Here is a 13237-nt window from a genome sequence, read left to right as displayed (position 1 = left end):
AGCAAGCAAAGAAAAGCCAGCGAAAGGACTAGGACGAGATGCCCGCCAGACTGTTCGATACCATTACCTCCTTCCTCACGCTGGGCGGTCCTGTAGTCGCCCTGCTCGTCGTCCTGTCGGTCTTCGCGCTGGCGCTCATCCTTTTGAAGCTCGTGCAGTTCTGGCGCGAGCGCGTGGGCCGGCACGCCCGCGCGGAACGCGCCCTGCACGCCTGGTTCCACGAGGGCTACGGCGCGGCGCGCAGCGCGCTTGAAGGCGATTGCTCGCCGGCCGGCACGGCACTTGCCGCCTGCATGCGCCTTGCAACGCTCAGGAACGTGCCGAAAGCCGAGATCGAGGACGATGTCGGCCGCATCGCACTTACCCGCCTGCACGACCTGCAGCGCGGCTTCCGGGCGCTCGATGCGATCGCCCAGGTGGCGCCGCTGCTCGGGCTGTTCGGCACGGTACTCGGCATGATCGAGGCTTTCCGCCAGCTCCAGGAGGCGGGCAACGCGGTGGATCCCTCGCTGCTTGCCGGCGGCATCTGGGTAGCGCTTTTGACCACGGCGACAGGCCTGGCCGTCGCCATGCCCGTCTCGCTGGTGCTCACCTGGTTCGAGACGCGGCTGGAAAACGAGCGCGTGGCGATCGAGACGATGACGGGTGCGGTGCTTTCCCACGGCGTTGAAAGCCGCGGGCGGGAGCCGGCGAGAGACGGAGCGCCGGATACGGTCGTGGGGGTCGGCCATGCGCATTGACCTTGCCGTCCCCCGGCACCGCCCGCTGTCGCTGACGCCGCTGATCGACGTTATCTTCCTGCTGCTGCTGTTCTTTATGCTCTCCTCCACCTTCATGCGCTTCGCCGAGGTGGAGGTGACCGGCGGCACCGCGTCGGCCGGGGCGGCTGCCGAGGCGCCGGACGTCCTGATCCGCATCGACGGTGGTGATTGGCAGGTGAACGGCGTTTCTGCAGGCGTGGAGGAGGCGGTGACCGAGCTGAAACGCTTGCAGGAACAGGGCGCCGCGCGCGCCGTTCTCCTGGTGCGCGGCGAGGTGACGTCGCAGGAACTCGTCACGGCGATCGAGCGCATCCGGGGCGAAACGACCCTTTCCTTAACCGTCGCGAGGTGAAAGCCATGATGCGCCTTTCCCGTCCCCTGCCCGCCCGCCGGCGCGAAAGCACCATCGCGCTGATCAACGTCGTCTTCCTGATGCTGATCTTCTTCCTGGTCGCCGGCACACTTACGCCGCCGCTGGAGCGCGATGTCGACCTGATCTCAACCGCCTCGGCCGAACGCGCCGAACCGCCGGATGCGCTTTTCGTGACGCGCGAGGGCGAATTGCGCGCCCATGGGCAGGCGACGGACGCGGCAAGCTATGTGGATGCGCTCAAGGCGGAGGATGCGGCGGCAGGCGCTCCTGAGGTGAAGTTGGCGGCCGATCGGGGACTGCCGGCGACAAGGCTGATCGAGATCGTCGGCGCCCTGCGGAAGGCCGGCGCAGGCAAGATCAGCATTATTACCGAGCGGACGGCGGAATGAGAGCCAACGCGTGGAAATGGGGCTTGGCACTCGGCCTTTCCGGCATCATCCATGCCGGAAAGGCGGTCCTCATGCTGCCGCGCGAGCCGGAAGTTGAGATTGCCGGGGGCTCAAGCATCGAGATCGCCGTGGCAGGCAACGCCTTTACCGATCTTTCGGCAGCGGGAACGCCGGTCGAGACCGTGGAGCCTGTGACCGAGGCGCCGACGGAGGCAACGCCGGTCGAGCCGACCGAAACGACGACGGCGGAAGCGCCCGTCGTGACGGCCGTCTCCCCTTCCGAGACCGAAGCTCCGGCAGAGGCCGAGGCGACGCCTGAAACCGAGACACCTGAGGCAGAACCATCGGAGCTGCAGGCAGCCGAGATCGAGCCCGTCGAGCCGGAAGAGACGGTGACGGCGATGGTCAACATACCGCGCCCGACGCCGCGCCCGGACTACGAGCCTCCGAAGGAGACGAGAGCGCCGGCGCCGCAAAAGGCGGCCGTGCGGCCGCCCGCGCAGAAAAAGACGCAAACATCCGCCGGCTCCGGCGGGCGCGACACCCAGAACGCCAGGCGAGGTTCCACACAGAGCGGGCAGAGCGCCAAGGCGAACAGAGGTCAGGCGGCGCCCCGCGCCACGGCCAGCGGCAACGCCGCCCTCTCGAACTATCCTGGCAAGATCGTCTCCAGGCTGCGCCGGGCGCTGCGGTACCCAAGCGCTGCCAAGCGCGAGCGGCTGCGCGGCGAGGTGCAGGTTGCCTTTACCATTGCCGGCAGCGGGGCCGTGAGCGGCGTCCGCGTGGTGCGCAGCTCCGGCTCGCCGGTCCTCGACCAGGCGGCCATCGAAACCGTGCAGCGCGCCGCGCCCTTCCCCGCCATTCCCGACGGTGCCGGGCGCTCATCCTGGCCCTTCACAGTGCCGCTCGCCTTCACCCGCTGAGTTTTCACACAAAAACAAGGACCACGAATGTTTCCCTTCGAAAGGCTCCACCACATGGCGGCGACGCGCGGCGATGGGCTCAGGCCTGAACTCCTCGCGCTCCTGCGTCACCGCACCGCCATTGAAGCAAATCCCAAGGTGGTCGAGATTGGCACACAGGCGGGGCCTAGCCCCATGCCGGCACTGACCGGGGCGCTTCCCGGCAATGTGCTGCCGTTTCCCGCTGCGGCAGGCGGCTTGGAGCACGGCACGCGCGCAAAGAGCAAGTGAAAGGATCAGGCATGTTCATCGCGATGAATCGCTTCATGGTGGTCGAAGGCTCCGAGGAGGCGTTCGAGGAGGTGTGGAAGAACCGGGATTCGAGCCTCAAGGAAATGCCCGGCTTTGTCGAATTCCGCCTCTTGCGCGGGCCGAGCAACGCCGAGGAAGGCTACACGCTCTACGCCTCGCACACGATCTGGCGGAGCCGCGAGGACTTCGTGGCGTGGACGAAGTCGGAGAACTTCCGCGATGCTCATAAGAACGCCGGCCAGAACAAGGGGCTATACAAGGGGCCGCCGGTGTTTGAGGGGTTCAGTGTTGTGGAGGGGGCTTGAGAGGTGATGCTGGCTGGCTGGGTTGAGGCGCTCGGCCAGTGGTAAGGCCCGCGCCACTTCGGTAAGCCCCGCGCCCCTCGCGCTCCCTCTGTCCTGCCGTTTGACCAGACGCCCCCAGAAGCGAAAGGGCTACGCCGCCGCCAAGAGGCTGGCGTTGCCGCCGGCCGCCGTGGTGTCGACGCAGACCGCCCGCTCGTGCACGTAGGCCGAGGGGTGGATGATCTCCGTCACCAGCGGCACGATCGCTCCTTCGCGAAGGGCGAGGGCTTGTCTTAGAGCGGCGAGCCATGGCTTCTCGCCGGAGGCGGCGACGAGGTCTACGGGTAATCGCGTCAGGCTTTCCGGTGTCACGGCGCCATCGACGACGGCCAGCGGCAGGTTTTCTTTCATGAGCGGCTGCAGGACGGCCGTCGCTTTCTCGCCGACCGCCAGGACCGCATTCCCCGCCGCGAGCGCCTGCACCACCTGTGCAGCGAGTGTTTCGCCATCCGCGCCCAGGCAAAGGACGCGGCCGCGTGGGACGAGTTGGAGGGCATTGGCCTCGCCGGTCGGCCCCGGCAGGTCGACGGGGCCGTGATCGAGAGCGGCGGCGGCCGCGAGGGCCTCACGCCAGCGGCCGCGCAACAGCCGCCGGAGGATGGCGATGCGGTCGGCGCGGCGCGCCCAGTCGCCCTTCGCCGGGTTCGGCATCCGCGCGGCCAGTGTTCCGGCATCGACGGGACTTCCCGCCGGTGCGCCCTCCGCCGCCGCACCGCGCCGGAAGCGGCGCAGATAGAGCGGCCCGCCGGCCTTCGGCCCGGTGCCCGAAAGGCCCTCGCCGCCGAAAGGCTGCGATCCGACGACAGCGCCGATCTGGTTGCGGTTGACGTAGATATTGCCGACGTGGATGCTGTCGACCACCTCCTGCACCCGCGCATCAATGCGTGTGTGTAGCCCGAAGGTAAGCCCGTAACCTCTTGCGTTGACCTCGGAAATCACTTTTTCGAGCGCCTCGGCCTCAAAGGTTGCCACGTGCAGGACGGGGCCGAATACCTCGCGCTCGATCTCCTTGATGCCGGAGACCTTGAAGGCGCTGGGAGCGACGAAGCGGCCGCCTGCCGGCGGCGCGATTTGCGCGACCAGCCGGCCTTCCTTCTCCATCTTCTCGCAGTAGCCGGAGATGCCGGAAAGCGCTTCGTCGTCGATAACGGGCCCGACATCGGTCGAAATCTGCCACGGATCGCCGACCGACAGCGCCTCCATGGCGCCCTTGAGCATGCCGACGACGCGCTTTTCCACGTCCTTCTGCACGTAGAGAACGCGCAGCGCCGAGCAGCGCTGGCCGGCGCTCTGGAAGGCGGACGCGACGATGTCGCGCACCGCCTGTTCGGGCAGCGCCGTCGAATCGACGATCATCGCGTTGAGCCCGCCGGTCTCGGCAATCAGCATGGCGTCGGGTGACGCCGTCTCGGCGAGCTGCCGCTCGATCAGCCGCGCGACCTCCACCGAGCCGGTGAAGCAGACGCCGGCAATCTTCGGGTCGGCCGTCAGCGGCGCGCCGACGGAGGGGCCGTCGCCCGGCAGGAGTTGCAGCACGTCCTCCGGGATGCCCGCCTCGTGCATCAGTGCTGCCGCGCGCGCGGCGATGAGACAGGTCTGCTCGGCCGGCTTGGCGACGACCGCATTGCCGGTGACGAGCGCGGCGGCGATCTGCCCGGTGAAGATGGCGAGCGGGAAATTCCACGGCGAGATGCAGACGATGACGCCGCGCGCCTTTGTCCCCTCCTCCATCTGCGGTGCGCCGTTGGCGTAGTAGCGCAGAAAGTCGACAGCCTCGCGCACCTCGGCGATGCCGTCGGCCAGGGATTTGCCGGCCTCGCGCGCGGCCAGCGCGAAGAACTCGGCGGCGTGGGCCTCGTAGAGATCGGCGATGCGCCGCAGGACCGCCGCCCGCTCCTTAACGGGCGTGGCGGCCCAGGCGGGCTGGGCGGCAAGGGCGATCTTCACCGCCTCCCGCGCCTGCTCGGGCGAGGCGTCGACGACCGTGCCGACCGTCTCGTCCGTGCGCGCCGGGTTGAGGATGGTACGGGCTTCGCCCTTGCCCGCCGCCCGCGTCATCGGCTGCGCCTCCCAGCAGTGGGGGCTGAGGAAGGGGCGCCGCGCCTCCTCGATCTCCGCCAGCGTTCCGGGGTCCGTCAGGTCCCAGCCCTTCGAATTCCGCCGCTGCGGATCGAAGATCATGGCCGGCGCGGGGATGGCGGGGTTGGCGGCCTTGCCGTTGGCTTCGACGGCAGCGAAGGGATCGCGGGCGATCTCGTCGGCGCTCACATCCTCGTCGACGATCTGGTGCACGAAGGAGGAGTTGGCGCCGTTTTCGAGAAGCCGCCGCACCAGATAGGCAAGAAGGTCCTCATGCGCGCCCACCGGCGCATAGATGCGGCAGCGCGTGCCCTCGCGCCGCCGCACGATCTCGTGCAGCGCTTCTCCCATGCCGTGCAGGCGCTGGAACTCGAAAGCCTGCTTGTCCTCGGCCATGGTCAGCACCGCCGCCACCGTATGCGCGTTGTGCGTGGCGAATTGCGGGTAGATGCGATCGGTCATGGAAAGGAGCTTGCGGGCGCAGGCGATGTAGGAGACGTCCGTGTTCACCTTGCGCGTGAAGACGGGATAGCTCTCCAGCCCCATCACCTGGGCGCGCTTGATCTCGGTGTCCCAGTAGGCACCCTTGACGAGCCGCACCATGATCTTGCGGCCAAGCTTTCCGGCCAGTGCGTAAAGCCAGTCGACAACGAAGGGTGCGCGCTGGCTGTAGGCCTGCACGACGACGCCGAAGCCGTCCCAGCCTTCAAGAGAGGGATCGGCGAGAACGCGCTCGATCACGTCGAGCGACAGGTCGAGCCGGTCCGCCTCCTCGGCGTCTACATTGAGTCCCATGCCCGCCGCGCGCGCCGCCCGGGCGAGCAGCAGGAGGCGCTCCGCCATTACCGGCAGCACCTTTTCACGCTGCGTGACCTCGTAGCGCGGATGAAGCGCCGAGAGCTTTACGGAAATCCCCGGATTGGCGCGGATGTCGCCACTTTTCGCCTCGCCCTGAAGGGCGGCGATCGCTTGCCGGTAAGCTTCGAAATAGCGCAGGGCGTCGGCCTCCGTGCGCGCTGCCTCGCCCAGCATGTCGTAGGAATAAGCGTAGCCTTTTTCGATGTTGGCGCGGCCACGCTTGACGGCCTCACCGATAGTGCGGCCGAGCACGAACTGCTCGCCCATCTCGCGCATAGCCACCGCGACCGCGGTGCGGATGACCGGCTCGCCGAGCCTTCTCACCATCGAACGCAGCGTCGCTTCCACGCCGGCGCCCTTCTCGTCCAGCACGCGGCCCGTGAGCATCAGCGCCCAGGTGGAGGCGTTGACGAAGATGGAGGCGGAGGAACCGGAGTGAGACGACCAGTCGTGCGGGGCGATCTTGTCGCGGATGAGATCGTCCACTGTTTCCGCGTCAGGCACGCGCAGCAGTGCTTCCGCCAGACACATCAGCGCCACGCCCTCGCTGGTCGAAAGCCCGTATTCGGAGAGGAAAGCTTCCATCAGATGCAGGTCGGAACGAGCCCGAACGGTCCGCACGAGCTCCGCCGCTTGCGCAGAGATCGCCTCACGCCGCGCCGCAGAAAGCGCCACCGTCTCGATGAGACCGGCGAGCGCGCGGTCTTCGTCGGCGAGATAGTGCTGGCGGATCGCCCCACGCAGGACGTCGAGATCGGATGCGAGCATCATTCATTCCCCTGTGCTTCTTCGGCCGGCGGGTTTTTTCGGACTCATATCATATGGGGTTTCACCGTCACGGTCTGAAATGAGGATATTGTCAGGCAAAAACAGCTGATATAGTCCCGGTTTATCTACAATTGCACTGGAAAAGTATATGTCTTCAGACCGACTGGACCGTATCGACCGCAATATCCTCAGTGCGCTGTCGCAGGATGGCCGGCTTTCGATGGCCGAACTGGCAAGGCGCGTCGGCCTGTCCAAGACGCCGGTCCTGGCGCGCTTGAAGCGACTGGAGAAAACCGGCGTCATCCGCGGCTACGCGGCCATCGTCGACCGCGAGCGCATGGGCGAAGGCCACGTCGCCTTCGTTCAGGTCACGCTCTCCGACACGCGCTCGGCGGCACTGGAGGCCTTCAACCGCGCCGTTATGGCCGTGCCCGAAATCGACCAGTGCCACATGATCGCGGCGAGCTTCGACTATCTTTTGAAGGTACGCACGAAGGACATCCAGACCTATCGCCGCGTGCTGGGCGAAAAGATCTCAGGCCTGCCCCACGTCTCGCATACATCGACATTCGTGGCGATGGAGACTGTCAGGGAGTAGCTACCCCTGGTGGCCATTTGCCCTCCCCCCGGAACATGCTATGCGCGACGCGGAGTTCGAGCGAGGGAAAGCGTATGGAAAAGGGCGGTGTCGCGTCGGTGGGTGAGTGCATGCTGGAGCTTTCCGGCGGCAGCGGCGGCAATTGGCGCATGGGGCATGCCGGCGACACCTTCAACACGCTGTGGGCCATGCGCGCGCTGACGCCGGAATCGGTCGCGGCCGACTATGTCAGCGCCTTCGGCGACGATCCCTTCTCCGCCGAGCAGAGGAAATTCTTTGCGGACCATGGCATCGGCACCGCGGCGAGCCCGGTCATTCAGGGAAGGCGCCCCGGCCTTTATGCCATCACGCTCGACGGTGCGGAGCGCTCGTTCACCTATTGGCGTGCGGATTCGGCTGCAAGGTGTCTGGCGGACGACCCGAAAGCATTGGAAAAAACCCTGGAAAACCAGGTTCTTGTCTATTTTTCCGGAATCACTTTGGCAATTCTCGAGGAGCCGGCGCGAAAGACGCTGATCGCGGCGCTCGAGGCGGCACGCAAGGGCGGTAGCCGCATCGCCTTCGACCCCAACTACCGGCCGCGCCTCTGGACTTCGCCCGAGGCCGCGCGGGCGGCGGTCGATGCCGCCCTCGCCGTCTCGGACATCGCGCTGCCCACCTTTCCCGACGAGGCGGAGCTATACGACGACCCGAATCCGGCGGCGGCGGTGCGGCGGTTGGCGCAGGCCGGCGTGAGCGAGATCGCCATCAAGAACGGGGCGGGGGCGACTTTCCTCTCGGCCGGCGGCAGAGAGGCCTCCATTCCCGCGATTGTAGTGGCCGATCCGGTGGACACGACCGGCGCCGGCGATTCCTTCAACGGCGCCTATCTGGCTAGCAGGCTGGCCGGCGACGAGCCGGAGCGGGCCGTCCGCCGCGGCCACAACGTGGCGGCCGCGGTCATTCAGGTGCACGGCGCGCTGGCGCCGTTTTCGGTGCTGCGGGAGGCCTTTGCCCGGGCCTGAGCGGCTACAGCCCCAGCCCGCCGATGCAGACATATTTGGTATCGAGATAATCCTCGATGCCCTGGTGGCCGCCTTCCTTGCCGAGGCCGGACTCCTTAAGACCGCCGAACGGCGCCTCAACGGTGGTGATGATGCCCTCGTTGACGCCGATGAGGCCGTATTTCAGTCCCTCCATCACGCGGAAGGCGCGGCCGAGATCGGCCGTGTAGAAATAGCAGGCGAGGCCGAAAGCGGTGTCGTTGGCAAGCTTGACGGCCTCCTCTTCCTCGTGGAAGCGGAAGATGGGCGAGACGGGGCCGAATATCTCCTCCTGCATGAAGCGCATCTCCGGCGAGGCCTCGGCGATCACCGTCGGCTCGAAGAAGGTGCCGCCGAGCGAGTGCCGCTTGCCGCCGGCCACCACCTTACCGCCCTTTTCCGCGGCGTCGGCGATCAGTTCCTCGACCTTCTCGACCGCCTTCTCGTCGATCAGCGGCCCTTGCTGCGTGCCGTCTTCAAGGCCGGAGCCGACCTTGAGCCTGTTGGTCGCCTCGACGAGCTTCTCCACGAAGCGATCGTAAATGCCTTCCTGCACGAAGAAACGGTTGGTGCACACGCAGGTCTGGCCGGAATTGCGGTACTTCGCCGCCACCGCGCCTTCGACCGCGCGCTCCACGCCGGCGTCGTCGAAGACGAGGAAGGGCGCGTTGCCGCCGAGCTCCATCGACACCTTCTTGACGGTACCGGCGGACTTCTGGATGAGGACCTTGCCGACCTCTGTGGAGCCGGTGAAGGTGATCTTGCGCACCAGCGGGTTTTCCGTCAGCTCGTCGCCGATCTCCGATGCCGAGCCGGTGACGATGTTGACGACGCCGGCCGGAAAGCCCGCCTCCTCGGCGAGCACGCCCAAGGCAAGCCCCGAATAGGGTGTCTGAGAGGCCGGCTTGGCGACGGCCGTGCAGCCGGCGGCAAGTGCGGGGCCGATCTTACGCGCAAGCATGGAGGACGGGAAGTTCCATGGCGTGATGGCGCCGATGACGCCCACGGGCTCCTTGGTGACGAGAATGCGCCGGTCGGCCCAGGGCGAAGGCACGACGTCGCCATAGACGCGCCGTCCCTCCTCGGCATACCACAGCACATAGGCCGCCGACATGCCGACCTCGGCGCGGGCCTCGGCAAGCGGCTTGCCCTGCTCCATGACCAGCAGCTCGGCCAGCGCCTCCTGATTGTCCAAAATCGCATCGTGCAGCTTGCGCAGGAGCTTGGCACGGTCGTTGGCGGAGGTCTTCTTCCAGGAGTGGAAGGCTTCCTCGGCGGCCTCGATGGCGCGCCGGGTCTCGGCACGGCCGCATTTCGGCACCGTACCGATCGTCTGCCGGGTGGCGGGGTTGACGACTTCGATCGTGGCTCCCGAATCCGCCTCGACCCATGCACCGCCGATGAAATTCGCCTCGCGCATGAAATGACTGGTCTTCTTGAGCATTCTTCCTCCTTCGCGCCGGAGGGCGCGGTTGGCTTTTCACGGGGATTACCCCGAGACTGGTGCACTTTCCAGGCTGCGGCTAGAACCTGTCCATGCTGGCCGGCTGGGCCAGCACATCGATTGCAGGCGGCCATCAGCCGAATACCCACTCCGCCACCGACAGCCAGAAAGCCGTGGTGAGAACGGCTGCGGCGGTGCCGATGCTCATGGCGTTCGACGACAGCGCCTGGCCCGTGCCGAAGCGCATGGCGATGAGATAGGGATTGACGCCGGAAGGCAGCGAGGCGGCGGCCACCACCACTTTCGCGCTCATCGGCGGCAGGCCCGTCAGCTTGGCCATGACGAGCGCCAGGCCGGGCATCAGGAAAAGCTTGAGCGCCGCCACAGCGAGCGCCGGGCGCACATTGCCGGTGATGCCATAGCGCCTGAGCCCCAGCCCCATGGCGAACAGTGCCACCGGGCCCGCAACATTGGCCAGCGCATCCACCAGCCGCGTCATCAGCGACGGCATTTCCATGCCCGAAAGGCGCCACAGAAGCCCTGCGGCGATACCGACGATGAGCGGGCTCGACGCCATGCTGCGCACAAAGTCGCGCACCGCGCCGGCAAAACCCTTCGGTGCCCCCTCCCCGCCCAGCCAGCCGAACAGCACGATGGAGGTGCCGATCATGACCGGCAAGTGGATGGAGACGATGAGCGACAGGATCTCGAACCCCTCCTGGCCGTAGACCCCGAGCATGAAGGGAATGCCCAGGAGCACCAGGTTCGAAAAGCTCGCCGCCATTCCGCCGACGACGGCGGCGCGGTTGTCGCGGCCGAAAACGTGGATCACCGCAAGCAACCCGACGAGCCAGGTTATGGCAACGGCGGTGAAATAGGACAGCCAGAGGCTAGCCGGCAGGCTGCCGCCGAAATCGGCGCCGGCCATGGTCCTGAAAAGCAGAAGCGGCACGGCGACGGAGACGGTGAAATCCGACAAGGCCGCGCCGGTCTCCTGCTTGAGCAGCCCGAACCAGCCGCTGGCATAGCCGAGCGCGACGAGTGAGAAGACGAAAGCGATTGTTTCGACGAGGGGGGACATCGGCCCCGGCTTTATGGCACCGGGTGAGGAACGGCAAGCAGGCGCGCCGGGAATGCACAGTTGAAAACGCCGTGATTGCTTACCGGCTTGCCATACTCCTATATGAGTAAGACAACTCCGGAGGGATGAATGCTTCGTATCGCCATCGCATTTTTCATGCTTTTTGCGGTGGCAACCGCGGAGGCGACGGAAGCGGCATGGGCGCTGTTGCGGAACGGCGGCCAGGTGGTGCTCGTCAACCATGCCCATGCGCCCGGCAGCGGTGATCCTGCGAATTTCGAGCTGGAGAACTGCTCCACCCAGCGCAATCTCTCCGACCAGGGACGGCAGCAGGCCCGCCGGATGGGTGCGCTCTTCTACGCCCGCGCCGCGCCCATCGAAAGGGTACTGAGCAGCCGCTACTGCCGCGCCAGGGAAACCGCCGACATCGCCTTCCGTGACAGCCCGATCGAGACGTTCGACGCGCTGGACGCACTGGCTCCCGACCCGGAAGCGGCCGACGCGCAGATAGAGGCCATGATGGAGCACATCCTCAACTACGGCGGCTCAGGAAATCTCATCATGGTGACACACGAAGCCAACATCGAGGCGATCGCCAATATCCGGCCGCGGGAGGGCGAGGCAGTCGTTCTTTCGCGCTCGGGCGATGCGGTCAGAGTAGCGGGTCGCGTCACCTTCAACTAACATCCCCCCGGATTGAGCGCGACTGCCCTTTTCCTGCCGTTAAAAACCGATTAGACAGCCGGCGCACACATAGAACCGAATCCCCACATCGAGGGAACCGCAGTGACGACGACATTTGACAAGGTTGCCGACATCATCGCTGAAACGAGCGAGATCGACCGCGACAAGATTACTCTTGAAAGCCACACCATCGACGATCTCGGCATCGACAGCCTGGACTTCCTGGACATCGTCTTCGCGATCGACAAGGAGTTCGGCATCAAGGTGCCGCTCGAGCAGTGGACGCAGGAAGTCAATGACGGAAAGGTCGCGACCGAGGAGTACTTCGTCATGAAGAACCTGTGCTCCAAGATCGACGGCCTGGTTGCCGCCAAGGCTGCCTGAGCACGCGCCGATATCCGAACCGCAGCGAGGCGACATGAACCCGACGGACGTGGTCATCACCGGGATAGGCGTCGTCTCATCGCTGGGCCTGGGCGTCGACGCGCACTGGCAGGCGCTGACGGGTGCGGCGCCGAAGCCGGTTCTTAACGGCGAGCGCTTCGCTCCCTATACGGTTCATCCTTTGCCGGAGATCGACTGGAGCACGCAGATCCCCAAGCGCGGCGACCAGCGGCAGATGGAAACCTGGCAGCGCCTCGGCACCTACACGGCGGGGCTGGCACTAGACGATGCCGGCATGAAAGACGACGAGGCGCTGTGTGCCTCCATGGACATGGTGGTGGCAGCCGGCGGTGGCGAGCGCGATGTCGACGTCGACCAGGACATCCTCGACACATCGCTCACCCGCAACGATCACGACGTGCTTTTGAACGAGAAGCTGACGACGGAGCTGAGGCCGACCCTGTTCCTGGCCCAGCTTTCCAATCTTCTGGCCGGCAACATCTCCATCGTCCACAAGGTCACCGGCTCCTCGCGCACCTTCATGGGCGAGGAGGGCGCCGGCGTTTCGGCGATCGAGACGGCGGCCGCGCGCATCCGCTCGGGCCAGTCGAGCCACCTTTTGGTGGGCGCGGCGTTCCAGACCGAGCATCCCGACATGCTTCTCGCCTACGAGCTCGGCCGCTATCTGCAGCGGGGCGGCTGGTCTCCGCTCTGGCAGCGGCGACCGGAGGACGGCGGCGGCGTCATCACCGGCTCGGGCGCGGCCTTCCTGGTGCTGGAATCGCGCGAGCACGCTGAGAAGCGCGGCCGTAGCGCCTACGCGGCGATCGGCCCCGTCACATCCGGCCGGGCGCGGCGCGGCGGCGATGGCTTGCAGGAAGCGCTGGAGAGTATGGTGAGCGGGCTGTCGGATAGCGATGCGCCCATGCTGGCCATCTCCGGCGCCTCTGGTGCGCACGAGGTGACGAAGGCCGAAAAAGCCGCGCTCGATGGCCGCGGAAATGTCACAGCACGCGGCTTCTCTTCGCTTACCGGACATATGAAGGAGGCACAGTTCCCCTTCGCCGTAGCGCTTGCCGCCCTCGCTGTTCATCACGGAGAGGCCTATCCCGCGTTTGCGGAGGGCGAGCGGCCCTTCGAGGACACCCCGGAGGCAGTGCTCGCCACCGCAGTCGGCTACAACTGCTTCGAGGGCATGGGGCTCGTAGTCAAGGTCTGAGGAATAGGTGCCTGAAGAA

14 protein-coding genes are annotated in these 13237 nt (G+C 66.3%); 11 read left to right on the top strand and 3 right to left on the bottom strand.

All coding sequences use genetic code 11. The features are described 5' to 3' along the window. Positions 1-38: 38 nt before the first annotated feature. Genes N5A92_RS09630 through hmuQ form a run of 6 tightly spaced genes read left to right on the top strand, consistent with a single transcriptional unit; the run spans position 39 to position 3042 of the window. Positions 39-740 carry a MotA/TolQ/ExbB proton channel family protein gene (locus N5A92_RS09630; protein WP_260902140.1) on the top strand — a complete coding sequence of 234 codons (702 nt, stop codon included), beginning with the start codon at positions 39-41 and terminating at the stop codon, positions 738-740. Further along, a complete protein-coding gene (locus tag N5A92_RS09625) occupies positions 730-1113 on the top strand; it encodes a biopolymer transporter ExbD (protein ID WP_260902139.1) in 384 nt (127 codons plus the stop codon). Before N5A92_RS09630 ends, N5A92_RS09625 begins: the two co-directional genes overlap by 11 nt. A gap of 5 nt (positions 1114-1118) precedes the next feature. Next, positions 1119-1523: an ExbD/TolR family protein gene (locus N5A92_RS09620; protein ID WP_260902138.1), complete on the top strand. Its 405-nt coding sequence runs from the start codon at positions 1119-1121 to the stop codon at positions 1521-1523. Then, the gene (locus N5A92_RS09615; RefSeq protein WP_260902137.1) at positions 1520-2446 is read left to right on the top strand and encodes a TonB family protein; all 927 of its coding nucleotides are present in this window, start codon (positions 1520-1522) and stop codon (positions 2444-2446) included. Before N5A92_RS09620 ends, N5A92_RS09615 begins: the two co-directional genes overlap by 4 nt. 27 nt (positions 2447-2473) lie before the next feature. Further along, entirely contained in the window at positions 2474-2716 is a 243-nt protein-coding gene (locus N5A92_RS09610; protein ID WP_260902136.1) for a hypothetical protein, read from the top strand. Positions 2717-2727: 11 nt separating this feature from the next. Further along, positions 2728-3042, top strand: coding sequence for a heme-degrading protein HmuQ (hmuQ, locus tag N5A92_RS09605; RefSeq protein ID WP_260902134.1), 315 nt, complete (start codon positions 2728-2730; stop codon positions 3040-3042). Between the two features lie 129 nt (positions 3043-3171). Here hmuQ and putA read toward each other — a convergent pair whose 3' ends face one another. Beyond that, entirely contained in the window at positions 3172-6789 is a 3618-nt protein-coding gene (gene putA, locus N5A92_RS09600) for a bifunctional proline dehydrogenase/L-glutamate gamma-semialdehyde dehydrogenase PutA (protein ID WP_260902133.1), read from the bottom strand. A 133-nt stretch (positions 6790-6922) separates the two neighbouring features. On the opposite strand from putA, the gene N5A92_RS09595 reads away from it, so the two are divergent. Together N5A92_RS09595 and N5A92_RS09590 are read left to right on the top strand one after the other, a co-directional pair. Continuing rightward, complete coding sequence (locus N5A92_RS09595; RefSeq protein ID WP_482155900.1) at positions 6923-7384, top strand: Lrp/AsnC family transcriptional regulator; 462 nt, start codon at positions 6923-6925, stop codon at positions 7382-7384. Between the two features lie 74 nt (positions 7385-7458). Then, positions 7459-8388 (top strand): sugar kinase, encoded by a 930-nt coding sequence (locus N5A92_RS09590; RefSeq protein WP_260902129.1) that lies wholly within the window; start codon positions 7459-7461, stop codon positions 8386-8388. 4 nt (positions 8389-8392) lie between these two features. Here the strand turns inward: N5A92_RS09590 and N5A92_RS09585 are convergent, their stop codons facing one another. After that, on the bottom strand, positions 8393-9850 hold the full coding sequence (locus N5A92_RS09585) for an NAD-dependent succinate-semialdehyde dehydrogenase (RefSeq protein WP_260902127.1): 1458 nt from the start codon (positions 9848-9850) through the stop codon (positions 8393-8395). A gap of 133 nt (positions 9851-9983) precedes the next feature. After that, positions 9984-10931: an AEC family transporter gene (locus N5A92_RS09580; RefSeq protein ID WP_260902125.1), complete on the bottom strand. Its 948-nt coding sequence runs from the start codon at positions 10929-10931 to the stop codon at positions 9984-9986. A gap of 129 nt (positions 10932-11060) precedes the next feature. Here N5A92_RS09580 and N5A92_RS09575 point away from each other — a divergent pair, with 129 nt between their 5' ends. From N5A92_RS09575 to N5A92_RS09565, 3 genes are all read left to right on the top strand, one after another. After that, positions 11061-11615: a histidine phosphatase family protein gene (locus N5A92_RS09575; RefSeq protein ID WP_260902123.1), complete on the top strand. Its 555-nt coding sequence runs from the start codon at positions 11061-11063 to the stop codon at positions 11613-11615. Between the two features lie 102 nt (positions 11616-11717). After that, positions 11718-11999, top strand: coding sequence for an acyl carrier protein (locus N5A92_RS09570; protein WP_260902121.1), 282 nt, complete (start codon positions 11718-11720; stop codon positions 11997-11999). Between the two features lie 34 nt (positions 12000-12033). Continuing rightward, positions 12034-13218 carry a beta-ketoacyl-ACP synthase gene (locus N5A92_RS09565; RefSeq protein ID WP_260902119.1) on the top strand — a complete coding sequence of 395 codons (1185 nt, stop codon included), beginning with the start codon at positions 12034-12036 and terminating at the stop codon, positions 13216-13218. Positions 13219-13237 lie beyond the last annotated feature (19 nt).

Source organism: Chelativorans salis (assembly GCF_025336525.1).
GTDB classification, from domain to species: domain Bacteria; phylum Pseudomonadota; class Alphaproteobacteria; order Rhizobiales; family Rhizobiaceae; genus Chelativorans; species Chelativorans salis.
This window is presented reverse-complemented; position numbering and strand designations above follow the sequence as displayed.